Annotated in this window: 15 protein-coding genes; 6 read left to right on the top strand and 9 right to left on the bottom strand. The window is 69.1% G+C overall.

Annotated features, from left to right (window positions below; all coding sequences use genetic code 11):
• Positions 1-275: 275 nt before the first annotated feature.
• Genes ATL42_RS00975 through ATL42_RS00965 form a run of 3 tightly spaced genes read left to right on the top strand, consistent with a single transcriptional unit; the run spans position 276 to position 1,791 of the window.
• Positions 276-722, top strand: coding sequence for a helix-turn-helix domain-containing protein (locus ATL42_RS00975; protein WP_143556664.1), 447 nt, complete (start codon positions 276-278; stop codon positions 720-722).
• Between the two features lie 35 nt (positions 723-757).
• Positions 758-997 carry an antitoxin VbhA family protein gene (locus ATL42_RS00970; RefSeq protein ID WP_098453754.1) on the top strand — a complete coding sequence of 80 codons (240 nt, stop codon included), beginning with the start codon at positions 758-760 and terminating at the stop codon, positions 995-997.
• Positions 997-1,791, top strand: coding sequence for a Fic/DOC family protein (locus tag ATL42_RS00965; RefSeq protein WP_098453753.1), 795 nt, complete (start codon positions 997-999; stop codon positions 1,789-1,791). The genes ATL42_RS00970 and ATL42_RS00965 overlap by 1 nt, the downstream gene beginning before the upstream one ends.
• 13 nt (positions 1,792-1,804) lie before the next feature.
• On the opposite strand, the gene ATL42_RS00960 is transcribed toward ATL42_RS00965, so the two are convergent.
• Together ATL42_RS00960 and ATL42_RS00955 are read right to left on the bottom strand one after the other, a co-directional pair.
• Complete coding sequence (locus tag ATL42_RS00960; RefSeq protein ID WP_098453752.1) at positions 1,805-3,115, bottom strand: ISL3 family transposase; 1,311 nt, start codon at positions 3,113-3,115, stop codon at positions 1,805-1,807.
• 696 nt (positions 3,116-3,811) lie between these two features.
• Positions 3,812-7,150, bottom strand: coding sequence for a galactose-binding domain-containing protein (locus ATL42_RS00955; RefSeq protein WP_143556663.1), 3,339 nt, complete (start codon positions 7,148-7,150; stop codon positions 3,812-3,814).
• A 59-nt stretch (positions 7,151-7,209) separates the two neighbouring features.
• On the opposite strand from ATL42_RS00955, the gene ATL42_RS00950 reads away from it, so the two are divergent.
• Both ATL42_RS00950 and ATL42_RS00945 read left to right on the top strand, forming a co-directional pair.
• Positions 7,210-8,427 (top strand): ABC transporter ATP-binding protein, encoded by a 1,218-nt coding sequence (locus tag ATL42_RS00950; protein ID WP_098453750.1) that lies wholly within the window; start codon positions 7,210-7,212, stop codon positions 8,425-8,427.
• 1 nt (position 8,428) lies between these two features.
• Complete coding sequence (locus tag ATL42_RS00945; RefSeq protein WP_098453749.1) at positions 8,429-9,247, top strand: ABC transporter permease; 819 nt, start codon at positions 8,429-8,431, stop codon at positions 9,245-9,247.
• A gap of 60 nt (positions 9,248-9,307) precedes the next feature.
• Here the strand turns inward: ATL42_RS00945 and ATL42_RS00940 are convergent, their stop codons facing one another.
• Positions 9,308-10,171: a glycosyltransferase family protein gene (locus ATL42_RS00940; protein ID WP_098453748.1), complete on the bottom strand. Its 864-nt coding sequence runs from the start codon at positions 10,169-10,171 to the stop codon at positions 9,308-9,310.
• A 176-nt stretch (positions 10,172-10,347) separates the two neighbouring features.
• Here ATL42_RS00940 and ATL42_RS00935 point away from each other — a divergent pair, with 176 nt between their 5' ends.
• Positions 10,348-11,544 (top strand): glycosyltransferase family 4 protein, encoded by a 1,197-nt coding sequence (locus ATL42_RS00935; RefSeq protein ID WP_098453747.1) that lies wholly within the window; start codon positions 10,348-10,350, stop codon positions 11,542-11,544.
• A gap of 57 nt (positions 11,545-11,601) precedes the next feature.
• Here ATL42_RS00935 and ATL42_RS00930 read toward each other — a convergent pair whose 3' ends face one another.
• From ATL42_RS00930 to ATL42_RS00905, 6 genes are all read right to left on the bottom strand, one after another.
• Positions 11,602-12,819, bottom strand: a complete 1,218-nt coding sequence (locus ATL42_RS00930; protein WP_143556662.1) for an MFS transporter — start codon at positions 12,817-12,819, stop codon at positions 11,602-11,604.
• Positions 12,816-13,475 carry a DUF624 domain-containing protein gene (locus tag ATL42_RS00925; protein WP_169925304.1) on the bottom strand — a complete coding sequence of 220 codons (660 nt, stop codon included), beginning with the start codon at positions 13,473-13,475 and terminating at the stop codon, positions 12,816-12,818. The genes ATL42_RS00930 and ATL42_RS00925 overlap by 4 nt, the downstream gene beginning before the upstream one ends.
• Positions 13,476-13,743: 268 nt before the next feature.
• Positions 13,744-15,624, bottom strand: a complete 1,881-nt coding sequence (locus ATL42_RS00920; RefSeq protein WP_098453744.1) for a heparinase II/III domain-containing protein — start codon at positions 15,622-15,624, stop codon at positions 13,744-13,746.
• Positions 15,621-16,388 carry an SDR family NAD(P)-dependent oxidoreductase gene (locus ATL42_RS00915; RefSeq protein ID WP_098453743.1) on the bottom strand — a complete coding sequence of 256 codons (768 nt, stop codon included), beginning with the start codon at positions 16,386-16,388 and terminating at the stop codon, positions 15,621-15,623. Before ATL42_RS00915 ends, ATL42_RS00920 begins: the two co-directional genes overlap by 4 nt.
• Positions 16,389-16,434: 46 nt before the next feature.
• On the bottom strand, positions 16,435-17,364 hold the full coding sequence (locus tag ATL42_RS00910) for a carbohydrate ABC transporter permease (protein WP_211281757.1): 930 nt from the start codon (positions 17,362-17,364) through the stop codon (positions 16,435-16,437).
• Positions 17,361-18,191 carry a carbohydrate ABC transporter permease gene (locus ATL42_RS00905; RefSeq protein WP_245861932.1) on the bottom strand — a complete coding sequence of 277 codons (831 nt, stop codon included), beginning with the start codon at positions 18,189-18,191 and terminating at the stop codon, positions 17,361-17,363. Before ATL42_RS00905 ends, ATL42_RS00910 begins: the two co-directional genes overlap by 4 nt.
• Between the last annotated feature and the right edge of the window lie 204 nt (positions 18,192-18,395).

The raw sequence follows: 18,395 nt of genomic DNA, 5'->3' as shown, positions 1-18,395 counted from the left end.
ACTGACGATAGCGAGAGTGCTGCTCGAGCGCCAGGGCCGTGGTGTCGAAAACGTGCCCGGCTGGGTTGGGATGCCCCTCGCGCACCTGTGGACGGCCTGAGCCCAATCGCTGCGCGGCTCCACCCGACCACAGGGGCACGACGGGACCCACCCGAACGCTCACGCCCCTGGACCCGTCTGCCGCGAGGCGCGTTCGCGACCTTCCTCCCAGTCGTTGTATGAGGTAAACTCATACATGCAGGTCAGAAGGCTTCCAGGGGGTTCAGGACGTGGTCTTGTCAGAGCGAGACTTGGCGGACGTGGGTCGTCTGCGCGCTGCTCGCGCCCGGCAGGCGGTCGCGCGCCTGGACTATCTGCGCGGGGTGCGCGCGCTGTCGCGACGGGTGACGCAGGTTGAGCTGGCGCGGGTGTTGGGAGTCTCGCAGTCCGCAGTGAGTCGGACGTTGAGCGAAGAGGCGAAGATCCCACCGGTCCGCGCCGGGTTCCATGGAGGAGGTCCCGTCGAGGTCATCCAGCGCTTCATGACCGGTGAGCTCTCCCGGGAGCAGGTCGTCGACGAGCTGGTGAGCTGGCCGTACGAGCAAGCGGTGGCGACCGGGGTCGAGGGCCCGCCGATCGGGGGCTCCTTCGACGATGTGGTCCGGTGCGTGCACGAAGGGCTGTTGCCGCCGGACCTGTACGACGCGGTGCGAGGCCAGGTCGTCAGGCCTGGCGTTAATTGACTGTTGAGGATGGATCGAGACGAAGGAGGGCCCTTGTGGCTGGAGAGTTTGACATCGAGGGCCGCTGGCCGGAGCTTTTCGCGCCGTTGGACGAGGCGGGGCGCCGTGCGGTGGTGAACGCGTTCGCGTCGAGCTGGCACGAGGGGTGGGTGCCCAACCGTGAAGACGTGGCGAACCTGACCGACTTCGTGCGCGGCGAGATCGACGAGGCCGAGTACGACCGCCGGGCTGCCGAGGCGGCTGAGCGTCACCGCGCCCGTCCCGCTGCGCGCTAGTGGCGACCGAGTTCTCCTCGTGGGACTCCTACTTCTGGGAGCCCGGTGGGACGGTGCTGCGCAACCTCTACGGAGAGCGCGACGGGGCCGTGCTGGCGCAGCGGGAGTATGCCGAGACAGCCAAGCAGCAGGTCAAGCTCGACGCCGGCCTGGTCGTGATCGCGAAGACCTATGACGCCGAGCACCTGCGGGCGATCCACAAGCAGCTCTTCGCGAACGTGTACGAGTGGGCAGGAGGGCTGCGGTCTGTGGGCATCCGGAAGGGCTTCAACAAGTTCGCCTCTCCCGAGAATGTACCCCGGTACCTCGTTGAGGCGAGCCAGCTGGTGCGATCGGCCCACTGGTCGACGATGGACCGGGACGCGTTCGCGTCGGCGGCGGCCGAGGTGTTCGCGCACGTCAACCAGGGACACCCGTTCCGTGAGGGCAACGGGCGCTCTTCGAAGATCTTCATGCAGCACGTGGCGGAGCTGAGCTCGTTCCGCCTCGACTACGACCCCGCGGTCTCCGGCGTGACGCCGGAGATCTGGAACCAGGCGTCGATGCTCTCCGGCCCGGACATCGGCCGCCACGAACCGGTGCCTGAGTCGTTGGTGCCTGTCTTCCGGGCGCTGGCCGTCGAGCGCACACCGGCCGCGGCGCCGATCGTGACGGATCCGGGGCTGGCCCGGGTGATGGGCAGGGCCTCGTTCCCCTACTCGGCAACCGAAGCCACCCGTGCGCGATCAGACGCTGGTGTTGCGCCGCGGCCGGCGTCAGCGCCTGGGCGTCCTTACGGGGTCGGCCGCGACTGACCGATAGACCGGCTCATCGCAATCCAGAGTGTAGGAGCGGTCTGAAGCCGCCGGCTTCGAGCAGCGATCTGGCGATGTAGTTCGTCAGGTTCCGGAAGCCGAGGGCCGAGCCGCGCAGGTGCTCGAGACGGCCGTTGATGGCTTCGGTAGGTCCGTTGCTGGTGCCGGGGCGGTCGAAGTAGGCCAGGACGTCGATGGCTCGTTTCTTGAGTGTTCGACCGAGGGTGATGATCTCGGTCAGGGCGGCCGGAACGCCGGAGGTGACCGAGGTGATCAGGGTTTCCATCAGGGCTTTGCCTCTGGCGCGGTCGGGTTCGCGGTAGGCGGTGACCATCGCCTGGTAGATGCCCCAGGTCGCCTCAACCTGAACATGCTCGTCACTGGCGAACAGTGCCGCGATCCGGGCAGTCTGCTTCTGGGTGAGGAGACTGGCGCCGGTGTGCAAGGTCCGGCGGGCGCGGTAGAGCGGGTCGTCTCGGCGGCCGCGGTGGCCGTGCAGGTCGTGCTGAACGCGGCGCCGGCAACGGTCCAAGGCGTCCCCGGCGAGACGGACGACGTGGAACGGATCCATCACCGCGACCGCCTGGGGGAGCTCTTCGGCGGCGGCGGTCTTGAAGCCGGTGAACCCATCCATCGCGACCACTTCGACCCCGTCGCGCCAGTCCTGGGGGCGGCCAGAGAGCCAGGTCTTGAAGACCTGCTTGGAGCGGCCGGCGACCATGTCCAGGAGCCGGGAGGGGCCGGTCCCGCCCCGGATCGGGGTGAGATCAATGATGACGGTCACGTATTTGTCGCCGTGGCGGGTGTGGCGCCAGACGTGCTCATCAACCCCGATCGTCGTCACCGTCTCAAAACGGCGGGGGTCGGCGATCAAGCGACGGCGACCTTCTGCCAAGACGGCCGCGTTGGCGGTGTTCCAAGCGACCGCGAGGCCTTCGGCGATCCGGGCCACCGTGAGGTGCTGGAGGACCAGGCCTTCCAGCGCCCAGCGCAGGCCGCGGCGGGAGATCTTCGAACGCGGCTCGGCCGCGGCGTTGGTGTCTTGGCGCCACACATGAGAGCAGCCCGTGCACTGGTAGCGGCGCACCGTGAGCACGAGCGTGGTCGGCCGCCAACCCAGAGGTTCGTGCGCGAGCTCACGAGTGACACTGTCTCGAAAGATCCCCTCGCACCCGCACCGCCGGCACCAGTTGTCCGGCTCGGTGATCCGGCACGCCAAGACAGCCCGATCAGGCTCCAGGCGCTGCCCGATCGCCTCCAGGCCCAGCTCGTCAAGACGGCAGAATGTGGTCAGATCGGGGCGCGTGAAGGTAGCGTCAGACACGTCGAGGTCTTTCAGGTGGGCGGCGTAGGAACCTCCATCATCGGAAGACCTCGACCCTCATCCCGCAACGACGCGCCCACCCAGCTACACCCTCGTTTGCGATGAGCCGCGTTGACCGATCCAGCCTCAGACGACTTCATCGCGGAGAGGCTGGTCCCTGCCCTCGACGAGCAGGGCGAAGGCAGCGCAACGTTCACGCTCTCTCCGTCCGAGGGGACGACGATGGTGACGTTCTACGTCGCGTGCGCCCCTGAGAGTGGATTCAGACTCACGATGGGCACATGGTTTGCATGGCTCATGCGGCGAGCGTTTTCAGAACAGCGGCGGGATCCCTCTGGAGACGACCGGCGAGACAGCCGTCGAGCTCGACCTGCCTGCGGACACCGCGTTCTGGGTCATCGGGATATCGAGCGATACGTGACGACTTCTCGCGTAGATCACCATTCTCGAGGAGAACGCTTCCGCAGGCTGCCTGCGCGGCAGGCCTTGGTGCTTCGTACCTGACAGTCGACTGGCGCACCACGATGTCCCTCCTGCTTCCAGCAGTCGTCTTCGCGGTCCTGTGGGCTACCGCCCGTCGCGGACCAGAGGGAGAGACAGCCCGAGACCTCTAGGTGTTCTGTGTCATGACGCTGATGACACTGACCCGGAGTCGCCAGGCGGGGGTCGGTTCCCGACGGCGGCATGGCTGCCCAGTCACCCCGGACCGAAAGCCTCGATCGCGCTCACCGCGATGCCCTGGTCGATCGCGGTGAGGTCCATGAAGCTCGGGTGCATCCCTGCGACGACCCCTGAGTAGTTGGCCGATGCGACCGGGACGCCTCGCTCGGTCGTGGTCGGCACGTCGATCCGGACAGCACTGACCTCGACGGCGTCGAACGCAACCTCCACGGCGCGCTCGTGCAGCTGGTCGGTCACCGAGGCGACCTCGACCCAGGTGCCGCCGGTGAGCACCGAGACGGTGTAGTCACGCAGTCCAGCCGTGCAGCACCGGATGCCTGCCGTCGCCACGATCACGCGGTCGACGACGGCCGGGCCGTCCAGCTCGACCTCGACCCAGGGGGCCCGGTCCGCGACGCTCTCCTGACCGCCGGCAGCAGGCAGCGGCCCGGAACGCCAGGGCTCCGGATCGTCGAGGCTGCCGTCCGTGACGGTCGCGGTCGACGTGCCCTCGGCCGTCGAGGACGCCGTGACGTCCGCACCCTCGAGAAGGTCCGGTCCGTACTCCTCCACCGGCGCGAGGGTCAGCCCGACGCTGACGGGGGCCGTGAAGATCTGGGGAGCCCCCGTGAGCTCGACCTGAGCAGGGCCGGACGAGAGGTCGATCGTGCGCACCGCGCCGTAGACGTCAGCGACGCTCACGCTCGTCGTCCCCGTCGCGGTGAGGACCACCTGCGCGGCGCGGTCGTCCGTCCATGCGGCGAGCATCTCCGCCGCCGAGCCCGTGCCGTCTGCCCACCGCAGAGCGAACGTGCCCGGAACGGCGAGGTCGACGCGCTCCCCCGCCCCGCGACCGCCGAGCGCAGACTGCGTCGCCGCGTAGGAGAGGAGGCCGGGCTTCACGTGCTGGCCGAGCTGGACGAGAGACCACGAGTTCCCTGTCTCGCCGAAGCCGCCCTCGGAGAAGAAGTACGTCCACTCCTCGACGCCCGCCTCGGAGTACCAGAGGAGCTTGCGGGCCACGTCGGAGCCCTGCGCCCACGTGTTCACCACCCCGTCGGACCACCACCCCGACTCCGTGTCCCAGACGGGCACGTCCCCGCACGCGTCGAGCACCTCGGCGAGCCGGTCGAGCGGGTTGCCGTCCGCGCCCCACCCGTCTTCCTCCCACGACCGGTTGAGCCCGGTGTACGGGTGCACAGCGACCACGTCGAGCGAGGCGCAGGCCCCCGCGTCCACGGCGTCCCGCCACCAGTTGACCGGCACGCCGAGCGTGTTCCCGCCCAGGATCACGACACCGGGATCCGCTGCGCGCGCCCCGGTCGCGAACGGATCACCGACGTCCCGGACGTACGCCGCGCCGTCGTCGAGACCGGTGTTGTTCGGCTCGTTCCACGGGGAGTAGTAGACGATCCCCGGCGCACTCTCACCGAGCCCGGCGACGATCTCACGGACCCAGCCCTCCCAGGTTCCCTCCTCGACCGCGGCGCGTTCGGCGTCTCCGCCCTGGCCCACCTGGACCACGAGGTGCACGTCGGTGCGCGCGGCCAGCTCGGCAGCGGCCGCGAGGTCGTCGAGCGGGAGCGCGTCCCAGTCGAGGCCGTCCGGGCCCGGCACCGCAGAGGGGTCAGGCACGAGCGCCCCGAAGTCGACCTGATAGCGGTGGCTGCCGAGACGGAAGTCGCCCGCGAGCGCGACCCCGCGCAACGGGCCTGCGCCGCCCCAGTCGGCGCCGTCGGGCAGCGCCGCGAGGTCGGCGTGCAGTCCTGGTGCGCCGATCGCGTAGCGCAGGCAGGTCCCGACGACCTCGGTGCCGGTCGTGGTGTCGACGAGGCGTGCGTCGACCTCGTACACGCCCGCGCGTGCGGGCGGGAGCGTGAGCGGCAGGTCGCCGCCGCCTGTGGGAAGGTCGGCGTCGACCCACGCTGAGGCGACGGGATCGGGCACGCGGGGGTCGCCCCGGACCTGGTAGCGCAGGGTGTAGCGCGTCGGGGCGTCGGCCCAGGTCTCGTCGAGGCGGAGCGTGACCGCGGGGTCGTCGCCGTCCCGGAAGTAGCCGTACACCGTGTCGGTCACGAGGCCTGCACCTGCGCCGATGACAGCGAGGTGGGGTGCTGACCCGTCGTTGTACTTCACCGGGGAGGTGAGTGCCTGGAGCATCTCGTCGGCCCCGAGCGTGGCAAGGGTGACGGCCTCACCGTCGGGTGTGCTCTCGCCGCGGACGAGGAAGACGTAGGAGCCTGCGCGCAGCAGGAGCGGGGTGCCCTCGGCGAGCTCGTAGGTATGCTCCTCGCTCGTCGAGCGGTCTGGCCAGTAGCCCTCGCGTACCCCGTCCGGACCGAACCACTCCAGCCCTCGCCCGTTCTCGGCGACGACCGTCCCTGTCCCGTCGGGTCCGGTGTCTGCGCCGGTGACGCGGCCGAGCCGGTACGTGGTGAGCACCGCGTCGGGTGCGTCCGGGTCCCAGCGCGAGCCCAGCCGTGCCACCTGGGTCCCTGCGGGGTCGACGACGGTGAGGAACGACGACGCGGCAGGAGCGTCGGTATCGGCGCCGTCGGCTTCTGCGCTGTCCTGTGCGCCGAGGGTGATGACGCTCCCGTCCTCGGCCTGGCCGACGACCGTGCCGGGGAAGCCGTCGATCGTCCCCGCGTCCTCGCCGTCGGCGGTGAGCAGGTGCATCCCCGGTCCCTCGTGCACGCCGACGGTCTCGGACTCGACGTGGGTGCCCGCCGGGAAGAGGGCGAGGCCGAAGAGGCTGAGGACCGACCCGTCCGTCGCGGGGCCTGGCGCGATCGTCCGCCGCCACTCGAGCGAGCCCTGCACGGAGTACCTGAGGAGGTCACGACGCCCGTCGAGCGTGTCAAGGAGGTAGACCGCACCGTCGGAGCCGAGGACCATCTGCTCGGTGCTGAAGAGCTCGGTGCCCTCGTCCGCGGCGAGGTCGATGTCGAAGCCGCCGAGCGGCTGACCTCCCGCGAGGTCGTAGCGGGTGACCGTGTACGTGCTCTTCGCGTCCCACTCGAGGACGGCGGCGACGTCGCCGCTCACCTCGACGTCGAGCACGCGGCCGCCCGGGACCGTGGTCACGTCGGCGACGAGGACGTCAGGCTCGACCGGTGGGGCGCCGTCGTCGGTCACCTGGGCGACGTCCGGGAGCCCGCACACCGGAGCCGAGCCTGTGGCAGCGACGGCGGCCGTCGCGCCGGCCGCCGCGGGTGCCTGGGGTGCAGCCGGCCACGACGTGCGCAGGGCCGCGAAGGTTCCCGCGCCCGCGAGCAGCACGCCGACGGACACGAGCGCGACGGCTCGTCGTCTCACCGGAGAGGGAGTCGCCTCGCCCGGACCGCTCGCGTCGCTGGACGCTGGCAGGGTCACACCGACTTTCACCCCGGTCCCCCTTCCCGCATGCATGAGCGCGTCATAGCGTTCCCCACGTGGACAAAACGAAGTATCCAGCCATACGGGTCGCAGGTCTAGGCAAGACCTACCGCATCGGCGCGTCGGGCGAGAAACCCACCACGGCGGCCGAGGCTGCCGTCCGACGCCTGCGCCAGCCCCTGCGCCGTGCGCAGCACACCGAGTTCGACGCGCTCGAAGACGTGACGTTCGACGTCCCCTGGGGCGAGGCCGTCGGGATCATCGGCCGCAACGGTGCGGGCAAGTCGACGCTCCTCAAGCTCCTCACCCGGATCGCGGCCCCCACGCGCGGGCGGATCGAGCTCGGTGGCCGGATCGGCAGCCTCCTCGAGGTGGGCACGGGCTTCCACCCCGAGCTCACGGGGCGGGAGAACATCTACCTCAACGGCGCGCTGCTCGGCATGCGCCGCAAGGAGATCGCCCGCCGGTTCGACGAGATCGTCGAGTTCTCCGGTGTCGGAAAGTTCCTCGGCACGCCCGTCAAGCGGTACTCCTCGGGCATGTACGTGCGCCTCGCGTTCGCCGTCGCCGCGCACCTCGACACGGAGATCCTCGCGATAGACGAGGTCCTCGCGGTGGGCGACGCAGAGTTTCAGAAGAAGTCGCTCGCCAAGATGCGCGACGTCGCGAAAGACGGCCGGACCGTCTTGTTCGTCTCCCACCAGGCGCAGACGGTCAGCGCGCTGTGCTCCTCGGCGCTCTACCTCGACGCCGGCAGGCTCGTCTACCAGGGCGACGTACCGGGCGCTCTCGAGATCTACCGCACCAGCTTCGAGGCGTTCGCCCTCGCTCAGACCGACCCTGAGCGTCGCCCCGGCTCGGGCGAGATCCGTGCCCGGTCGGTGACTCTCGACGCGGACGCGTTCGACCCCAGCGGGCCCAAGAGCGTCCGGATCCACCTAGACGCCAACCGCGAGGCCGTCGGGCAGTACTTCGTGTCGTGCCACGTCAACGACCTCAACGGATCGGTCGTCGCCCAGTGCGACTCCCGGCTCGTCGGCGCCTGGTTCGACCCGTCCGACGAGCACACGGTGACCATGACCTTGAACGGCCCGTGGCTCAAGCCCGGCAGGTACACGATCGACGTCTACGTCTGCAAGACCGGCGTCCTCGACGCGTGGGAGGGCGCCGCCGCGTTCGAGGTCCTGCCCACCAACCCCTACCCCGAGCTCGCCGCCGACGAGGCGACGACCCGGGGCCTCGTCCTCGCCGACTTCACCTACGAGCGGACCTGACATGGGCACCATCGTCATCACTCCCCCACGGCGCTTCTCGCTGCCCCGGGTACCCGAGCTCTGGGAGGCCCGCGAGGTCCTCTACCAGTTCGGTCGACGCGACGTCATCCTGCGCTACCGCCAGACCGCCGTCGGCGTCACGTGGGTGCTGCTCCAGCCCGTCGTCGCCGCCGGGATCTTCTCGGTCGTCTTCGGCCGCGTGGCCGGGCTCGACAGCGGCGGCGTGCCCTACTTCCTCTTCAGCTACACGGGGATGCTCGCGTGGAACCTCTTCGCGGGCGTCATCACCCGGGCAGCACCCTCGCTCGTCAGCAACCAGGCCCTCGTGTCGAAGGTCTTCTTCCCGCGCATGCTCGTGCCCCTCGCGACCACGCTCTCCGTCCTGCTCGACTTCGTCGTCGCGCTCGGCCTCGGCGCGGTGCTGCTCGTCGTCTACGACGTCACCCCCGGGTGGGCCGTGCTCCTGCTGCCCGCGTGGGTGGTGCTCATGGTGCTCCTCGGCGCAGGGATCGGCCTCGCCGCATCGGCTGTCATGGTCAAGTACCGGGACGTCGCCTACATCGTGCCGTGGCTCGTCCAGGTGCTCCTCTTCGCGGCGCCGGTGGCGTACGCGCTCGACAGCGTGCCGGCAAACCTCCAGCCCCTCTACTCGCTCAACCCGCTCACCTGGCTCCTCGAAGAGTTCCGGTGGTCGTTGCTCGGCACCCCGGCCCCAGAGCCGTGGCAGATCGGCGCGTCGGTGGTCGTGTGCGTCGGGGTGTTCGTCGCCGGAGCGCTCGTGTTCCAACAGCTCGAGCGCGAGTTCGCCGACGTCATCTGACGCCACCACGCCCACCGGACGGCACCGCCCGCCCGCCCTGCCCGACGACTCGGCCTCGGCTCACGGCAGCCAGTCGCCCGAGCGGAGCTCCAGCGGGTTGCTCACGACGCGCAACCACCTGTCCGGGTGCCGGTGGACGGACCCGAGCGCGACCGTCAGGCGAGGGTGCCGGTACGCGGCACGCCACCGGCGGATCTCCTCCCCCAGGTCGACCCGGCCCGCATGGCCCGACACCACGCGCTTGCGCTCCATCTGCTCCGCCGAGCGCAACCAGCTGAGGTGGATGATCCCCTCGTCAGGCGTCACCACGTCGTGCACCACAGCGTCCGCCGGGTGCGCCGGGTCTGTGCTCGTCGCCGCGAAGTCGACACGAAAGTGCGGCACGTCCGTCTGGCGGCAGTGCCTCAACCGGGTGCCGGCCCGCACCGCGATCGCCCCCGGATACTCGGCACGAGCCCCGCCGAACCGCCGACGCCGCTCCAGCACCCGGTCGGAGCCGGCGCCCGCCCGCTGATACCACCAGCGCGACGGGAAGTGGACGGCGTCGAAGCCTTCCGCCTCCGCACGCTCGAGACACGCGAGGAACCGTCCAGGCGACGCGAGCACCTCGTCCGTGTCCAGCTGGACCACCCAGTCCGCGCCCTCGCTCGCCGCATCGAGCGCACGCTGACGCTGCTCGGTCTCCATGTCGAGCGCAAAACGGTCCGGCGCCGAGTACCGCCCCGGCAACGGGACGATCTTGTGCTGCGGGTCGCACGCCGTGAGACGCCGGAGCGCCTCCGGCACCTCGAGCTCGTGACCGCTCCACGAGAGGTTCTCCTCGTCGTAGCTCACGACGAGGCGGTCGACGAACGAGTAGTACGACCCGACGCTCTCAGCCGTCCACGCAGGGTCCCCAGCGAGCACGTACGCGTTGATCTTCACCGCCCCAGTATCGAACCGCGACACACCGGGTGAACACCGTCCCCCGGGGTGATCTGGACGAATCACCCCGATCAGGGCCCTCTGACCCCTGTCGCGACGAGCCCCCTCGTCGCTACGGTGAGAGACAGACCGGACGGCTGGCACGACGACCGCCGAGGAAGACGGGACTCCACGACATGACCTCGACCGAACCCCTCACGCACGACGCACCGCAGCGCAGCGGACGCCGTCACGTGCACCTCATCACCCCCGGAGACCACTACTCCCCCCGCACAGGCAGCGCCGTGCCGAGCGTCGTCCACGGCCTGTGCAGCAACGCCGACCCGGGCTCCCCCCGGCCCGCTGTCCTCGTCTCGCGCGGCACCTACCCAGACCGGTACACGAGCGCCGACATCATCGAGTACGACCTCGTCGACCGCCGACCGCGCGACCGGTACGTCGACGCCGCACGCGGCCTCGTCGGCCGCCCTCGCACCGGCGCACAGCGCCCCGTGCGGCCCGCGCTCGCCGACCAGGGCACGTGGGAGAGCGCCGTCGTCGTCGCGCACAACCTGCCCCCGGCCGTCGGGCTCGTCGACACCGACCACCACGCGCCTGTCCTCTACGCGCACAACCATCTCTTGCGCTCGTACACGCCCCGCGAGGCAGCGGTGGCGCTCGGCTCGGTCGCGCTCGTCGTCGCCGTGAGCGAGTCGCTCGCCGAGCAGGTCCGCCCGCACCTGCCCGCCTCGCTGCGCGATCGCGTGCGCGTCGTCCACAACGCCGCCGACACCGAGATCTTCTACCCGTCGCCCCCGGCCGAGCGGTCCCGGCGCGACGTGCTCCGGATCACCACGACAGGGCGGACGATCCGCGACAAGGGCGCCGACGTCGTCATCGACGCGGTCCGGCTCCTCGGCCGCGCGGACGTCGAGGTCTGCATCGTCGGGTCGAAGGGTTTCGACCCGTACGCACCGCTGACGCCCTTCGAGCAGTCCCTGCGCCACCGCGCCGAGGAGTGTGCGGCCACCATACGGTTCGTCCCGTCCTTGCCGAGACCGGCGCTGGGCGCGTTCTTGCGCGACACCGACATCGTCGTCGTCCCGTCCCGCTGGCCCGACCCGTGCCCGCTCACCGTCCTCGAAGGCATGGCGACCGGGCTGCCCGTCATCGGCTCGGACATCGGTGGGATCCCCGAGCTCCTCACGGACCCGACCACCCGTGTGCGACCAGACGATCCGCAGGCCCTCGCCGACGCGCTCGAGCCGCTCCTCGACAGCTCCGAGCTGCGCGCGAGCCTGGGCCGTGCGGGTCTCGCGCGCTCGAGCGAGCTCACCTGGGAGCGCAGCGCCCGGACGTTCGACGCCCACCTCGCGCAGGCCGTCGGCGGCTGAGCCCGTCCCCGGGTGCTCCTCACCGACGAGGCTGAGGACCTGCGACGGACGAGCAGGTCAGTCCTCGGCGTCCGGCTTCGGGTCCACGGCGACCGGTGTGAGCGCCCCGGGGCGCAGGAGCACGAGCGCGAGGACGGCTCCCCACACGAGAAAGACGAACCACGGCACCAAGGCGACGCCACCACTCCCGCCGGCGAGCGTGTAGAGCAGCCCACCCATGGTGTTGCCGATGACGCCACCGATGGCGAAGGCTAGGCCTTGGACCCCGAAGTAGGAGGCGACCGACCCGTCCTTGGCGTAGCCCGCGGCGATCGCGTTCATCGTCGGCTGGGTGACGATCTGGCCGAGCGTGAACACCCCGACCCCGACGAACAGGCCAGCGGCGGTGTCCCACAGACCCATGACGGCGATCCCGGAGCTGAGCGCCAGTGCGCCGAGGGCGAGCACGGAGGCTGGCCGCATCCGCGTCGAGGTGAGCTTCGCGATCGGGATCGTCGTGGCGACCATGAGGACGGCTGCCGCCGAGTACACGACGCCGAGCCCCGCGGTCCCGGGCAGCACGTCACGGGCACGGACCGGCACCACGAGGTAGAGTTGGGACACGAGGAACCACAGCGCGGACGCCAGCACGCAGTAGCGGACGAAGGCACGGTCGGCGAAGACCTTCCGCAGGGACACCTTCTCTTCCCTGCGCCCTGCGAGCCCGTTCGGCAGCCCGACGAGCGTCACGAACAGCACCATGACGAAGAGGCCGGCCGAGGTCCAGCTGACGTAAGAGAAGTCGAGCCCGGCGACGAGCCCGCCGACGACCGGGCCGACCACGAACCCGAGGTTAGAGACCATCTCGCGGGTCGCGTAGACCTTGATGCGGTCTCTTCCCTGTGCCAGGGCCGCGTACGCGGCGTAGCTGGCCGGGTGGAAGAGCGCTCCCCCCATCCCGGTGAGCACAGAGGCGACCACGAGGCCCGACGTGCTGTCGACGACGCCGAACATCGCGAATCCGGCTGCCCGGATGAGCACCCCGACGCTGATCGCCCTCTTGTAGTCGACGCGGTCCGCGATCCACCCGGCCACGGGCATGAGCCCGTTCTGGGAGATGCTGCGGATCGCGCTGAGCACGCCGACGAGCGCGATCGCCATACCGAGACCGTCGAGAAAGTGCACCGCGAGGAGCGGCACGAGCATGTAGAAGCCGACCGCCATGGTGAACGTGTCGGTGTACAGCACCCAGAGTGCTGGTGACGTGCGCTGGCGACCAGGGTCTCGCCTGCTCACGCAGCGTCACCAGGCGTCCCGCTGGCTGAGCGGGACGACGGTGGCGCTGAACCAGCGAAACCGGAGAGCACGAGATACACGGGCAGCGAGATGCCGAAGAAGGGGAGCATGCTCGGGACGAGCCCGAGGGTGGCCAGCACCACGGCGGCGAGGATGAGCTGGACGGTGGTCTGCACGGGATGGGTGATCGCCAGGAAGCCTGCCTCGGCGAGCCACTGCTTCATCGTGCCGTCGCGGTTGCGGCACACAGCGACCGGGAGGACGAGCAGGATGACGACGACCGAGACAGCCACCGGGATGCTGGCTCCGCCCACGGCGATCGCGAGCCCGCTGGTGCCCGAGGCGACCTGGGCCCAGAGGAACCAGGCGTCGAACGCGAGGAGACCGACGACGACGACGCTGAGGATGCCGAACGGGAGGGTGCGCCGCCACGTCGCAGCGAACTCCCGGAACGTCGAGGTGAACACGGTGGTGCTGTCTTCTCGCATCCAGCCGTCCAGCGATCGCGCCACGGCCAGCACCGCTGGGACCGCGGTGACCACAGGAAGAGCGAGGATGAATCCTGCTGCCCCGGCCAGCGCAAGGTTCGCCGGGTAGGTCAAGATCCTCAGGGCAGTCTGTTCCCAGCCTGTGCCCGGAGCTCGACGTTCTGTCACGTTCACCTCGTGTTCCTCGTCGTGCCAGTGGGTGGCGGCCGACCTGACGCTCGTCGCGTCTACCGGGTCGTGTGCGGCCGCACCACTCTGGAGGGAGCGGGTGACAGCCTCGTGACGAGCAGCTGAGCTGGCCGTCACCTCGACGATGTCACCGTCCGTGGTCAGCGTAACGGGTGCATCCTCGACGACGCCTGTGGTCGCCGGGAGCGGGGGTCGCCCTCGCGACCGGCCGTGAGAAACGGCTCGGTCGCGAGGAGGACCTCAGTCGTCATGCAGTCGTGTGCTCGATCGTCGTCCCGTCGGACAGCTGGACGCGGACGCCCACGAGTCCGACCGCACCCTGAGGTGCGGACGTGGCGCTCTCGTCCGCAGGGAGCAGCTCGAGGCCGACCACCCGGGGCTCTCCGACGCAGTAGACGGAGACGAAGCAGACCGAGGTGCCGCGAGCGGTCCAGTCTCCGACCGTGCACAGAGCCGCAGGGTCGTCCGACGGGCCACGACCAGGGCTGGCGACGAGCCGGCTCGGCGTGGTCGCCCGGTGGAGCCCGTGCAGCTCCCGTCCTTCAGGACCGTGCCAGAGAGTGCGCCACCCGACGGGCAGGGCCGTGATCTCGAGCGGGACGGCAGGCCGGAGCGCCAAGGTCAGGTCACGCGCTCCGTCAGCACCGTCCTCGATGGGAGCGGTCACCTGAACCCGCACGATGTCGAGCAGGTACGAGGGGGTCGAGACCACCTCGCGGGTCGCCTGCACGCCGTCGAGAGCTTCACCGGAACCGGCGACGACACGGTCGACACCCCCTGGCCCGGCCAGCTCGACGAGGTCGACGGTGCCCGTGGCAGGCAGCTGGTCCGTGTCGTCGACGCGCACGGTGGGGTGAGCGAGCGTGCGGGCGTAGTACCCGTGACGCAGCGCGCTGCCGTAGGGCGGGACCCCAGGAGCAGGTTGCCAGGCGACCCCGTCGCCGTAGAGGTAGAGCCCGAGCTTGTCGAGGTGCCCGTGGGAGCCGCCGTGCGGTCCGGCGTCGAGGACAGCCGTGATGGCCTCCGCGGCGTCGTGCAGCACGACGTATCCGGTCTCGGCGAACACGACGGACGCACGGAGATCGTCTGTCACCGGCCACGGGATCGACGGCCCGGTGAACCACCCGTCGAGACGGTCTTCGAGCCCGTCGTGCTGGGCTCCGAGGCGGGCACGGGCGAAGTCTTCGATCGCTCCGACAGGAGCATCGACCCACAGCTGCCGGGCGATGGCGCAGGTCTCCAGGACCTCCAGGTGCACACCGGCCCGGTCGAAGGGGCCGTCGTGCAGCGCGGGCAGGCCGCCGTCCTGGCTGGCGAGCCGGACGAGCACCGCCACCATCGCAGCGAGCCGGGCCTGCATCGATGCCGGCAGGTTCATCGGGTCGATCCCGTGGACGCTCAGGAGGGCCGCACGGATCACGAACAGGTGATAGTAGGTGGACCCTTCCCACTCCCATCCCTGCGCATCGACCGCGAGCTCGAGGTAGGCAGCCATGCGGTCGAGCCACAGGTCCGAGACGGCGACAGGGTCGCCGACCCGGTGACCGAGGACGCCGAGCGCCCGGGACAGGTTCGCCCCTGCAGCGTTCAGCCAGGCCACGTAGTTGCTCGACGGCTCCTCACGGACGACGACGAGCCTGTGCCATGCCTCCGCGACGGTGTCCAGCAGATCACCGAGCATGGGGGCGACGTGCTGGCCGAGGACGGCACGTGAGTGCTCGTCGTCGGCCAGCACGAGGACCGCGTCAGCGATCTGTACTCCCCAGATGGCCTCGGTGAGCGCCTGCGAGAAGAGCTTGCCCTTGAGCATCCAGGCCTCGGCCCGTTCGCTCGCCCCACCTGCCGCCACCTCGGCGTAGTACGTAGCAAAGTCCTTGAGGATCGCCAGTGCGCGATCACGGTCTGCGGTCGCGCCCTCGGCGTGGAACCGTCGGGCCAGGAGACGAGCCTCCCGCGCACGTGCTTGGTGCTCGAGCACGACCCAAGCTCCTGTGAAGGTCTCCCCCTGGAGGGTGCACCCGTACTTGCAAGGGTAGATGTCGTCGTGTGCGGGGTAGAGCTCTGCTCCGTGGGTGGGGCACACGTAGTCGTGCCACCATCCGCCGCGAGCCTCAAGGATGGTACTCACCGGAAGTTGAGCCCTCCGTTGATGTCGATGACCTGGCCGGTGACGTAGGAAGCCAGGTCAGAGGCGAGGAACAGCGCGACGTTGGCGACGTCGTCGACCGTTCCGGCGCGCTTCATCGGGATGCCCGCGATGATGGCTTCCTGCACCTCAGGAGCCGTGAACGTGTTGTGGAACGACGTGGCACCGATGAACCCGGGGGCCATCGCGTTGACCGCGATGTTCTCGCCAGCGAGCTCCTTGGCGAGCCCACGGCACAGACCGACGAGGGCAGCCTTCGACGCGGCGTAGGCGACCGATCCGGCGCCGCCACCGTTCTCCGCTGCAAGAGAGGACATGAAGATGATGCGTCCTGCGGAGGACTCGGTGAGGTAAGGGATAGCGGCGCGAGACACGTAGAAGCCGGTGGACGAGTTGACGTCCATGACCCGGGCCCAGTGCTCGTCCGTCATCTCGGCGACCGTTGCACGGCCAACCATGTGGCCGGCGTTGTTGACGATGATGTCGAGTCCGCCGAGAGCTTCCGCAGCCTCTTTCACGGATGCGGTCGCGGCCTCAGGGTCCATGAGGTCCGCGCCGATGGCGACGGACTTGCGGCCGAGGGCAGTGAGCTCGGCGACGACCTCGAGAGCGCCGTCCTTGCTGTCCCCGTAGTAGAGGACCGCGACGTCGGCACCAGCGGCTCCGAGCGTCCGGGCGATAGCGGCACCGATTCCGAGGCCACCTCCGGTGACGAGGGCGCGGCGTCCGGTCAGATCGATCTGCATAGGATGTTCCTTTTCTTTATAGATGAAACCTGAAAGAAGAGATGAACTACTTGATGCCCGCGTTCGCGAAACCCTGCACGAAGTAGCGCTGGCAGAAGAGGAACAAGATCACCATCGGGACGGTGGCGAGCGTCGTTCCTGCCATGAGGAAGCTCCACGAGGTGGACTCGAGCTGGCGGAAGACGGCCAGCCCGACCTGGATCACTCGAAGGCTGTCGCTCGTCGTGACGAGCAAGGGCCACAAGAAGTTGTTCCACGACTCCTGGAAGGTCAGGAGACCGACCGTTGCGAGAGCCGGCTTCATCAGCGGCGTGTAGATCTGCAGGTAGATGCGGAACTCGTTGAGACCGTCGAGACGGGCCGCCTCCTCGAGCTCCTTGGGCAGCGAGGTGTAGAACTGCCGGAAGAGGAAGACCGACGATGCCGTCAGGCCACCGGGGATGATGAGTGCCCACCAGGTGTTGAGCCATCCGGAGCCGCCCTGACCGAAGATGTCGTTCCCGCCGAAGAGCGGCATGAACTTCACCAGCAGGAACTGCGGGACGATCTTCGTGTAGGTGGGGATCATGAGCATCGCGAGGAAGCCCATGAAGATGACCTCACGGCCTCGGAACGGCAGACGTGCCAGCGAGTATCCGGCCATCGAGCCGAGCGCGAGCGTGATCGCGGTGTGACCGATGGCGATGAGGAAGCTGTTCTTGAAGTAGAGCAAGAACGGCGCAGCCTTCATGGCCTCGGGGTAGTTCGACCACTCCCACGTCGAGGGGAAGAAGGTCGGGTCGGCGAGCGCGAGCTCGGCCGGCGACTTCAGGGAGGTGACGATCATCCAGACGAACGGCATGACCATCAGGACAGAGCCGAGGATCAGCACCACGTTGAGGGTCAGGCTGGTCGTCAGGCGGGTCTTCGACCGAGGCTTGGTCATGACGACCGGGGTCGTCTTCTCGGTCTGTGCAGGCGCGGTCGCGGCGCTCATGACTCATCGCCCTTCGTCATGCGTCGGCTGATGACAGTCATCACGAGCAGGAACGCAAAGAGGAACACGGACTGGGCACAAGCGAGGCCCATCTTGAAGTTTTGGAAGGCCGAGCGGTAGACCTCGTAGGTCATCATCGTCGTGGAGTTCGCCGGACCACCGTCGGTGAGGACGTAGACCTGGTCGAACACCTGGAAAGCACCGATGATCGAGATGACGAAGACGAAGAACGTCGCGGGCTTGAGCATCGGCAGCGTGATGGACCAGAACTTGCGAACGGTCGAGGCACCGTCGATGGAAGCAGCCTCGTAGAGGGCTTCGTCGACGTTCTGCAACGCTGCGATGTAGATGAGCATCTTCATACCGATGCCCTGCCAGACACCGACGAGGCTGACGGCCCAGAGGGCGGTGTCGGTCGACTCGAGCCACGCGTGGCCCGGGATCCCGACGATGGCGAGCGCGTTGTTGAGGAGGCCCTGCTGGGGGTTGTAGATCCAGAGCCACACCATCGCGATCGCGACCGTGGCCGTCACCTGCGGGAGGAAGAAGGCTGCGCGATACCAGCTCTGCGCCCGCAGCTTCTGGTTGAGCGCCACAGCGATCACCACGGCGATAGCCATCGAGACCGGGACGGTCCAGAACGTGTAGACGACAGTGTTCCAGGTCGCCTTGTGGAATACGGGGTCGTTCCAGACGTGGATGTAGTTGTCCAGTCCGATGAACTTCGGAGCGTTGAAGACGTTGTAGTCCGTCATGCTCAAGATGAAGGTGGCAACCACCGGGAGCGCGACCCAGAAGCCGAGCCAGAGCGCGCCGGGCGCGACCATCAGCCAACCGGCACGGCGGAGTTTGCGGTTTGCCTTAGAGGGGCGGTTCTGGGGGGCAGCCGTCCGCGCGTTTCGATCGAGCCAGGCCCCCGTTTCGGGCGGCCTAGGCGGTGCAGCCAAGGAGTCGGTCATCCTTCTCACGTCCTCGTGGAATGTCAGTAGTGTGGCGGGCGGGGCATCCCGTCGGGGATGCCCCGCCCGCTA

The sequence above is a fragment of the Sanguibacter antarcticus genome, from assembly GCF_002564005.1.
Taxonomy (GTDB): domain Bacteria; phylum Actinomycetota; class Actinomycetes; order Actinomycetales; family Cellulomonadaceae; genus Sanguibacter; species Sanguibacter antarcticus.
This window is presented reverse-complemented; position numbering and strand designations above follow the sequence as displayed.

Excerpts from the sequence above, each read along its gene's own strand:
- ATL42_RS00905 (WP_245861932.1), bottom strand. The coding sequence starts at position 18,191 with ATGGTCGCGCCCGGCGCGCTCTGGCTCGGCTTCTGGGTCGCGCTCCCG.
- ATL42_RS00935 (WP_098453747.1), top strand. The coding sequence starts at position 10,348 with ATGACCTCGACCGAACCCCTCACGCACGACGCACCGCAGCGCAGCGGA.
- ATL42_RS00910 (WP_211281757.1), bottom strand. The coding sequence starts at position 17,364 with ATGAGCGCCGCGACCGCGCCTGCACAGACCGAGAAGACGACCCCGGTC.
- ATL42_RS00915 (WP_098453743.1), bottom strand. The coding sequence starts at position 16,388 with ATGCAGATCGATCTGACCGGACGCCGCGCCCTCGTCACCGGAGGTGGC.
- ATL42_RS00945 (WP_098453749.1), top strand. The coding sequence starts at position 8,429 with ATGGGCACCATCGTCATCACTCCCCCACGGCGCTTCTCGCTGCCCCGG.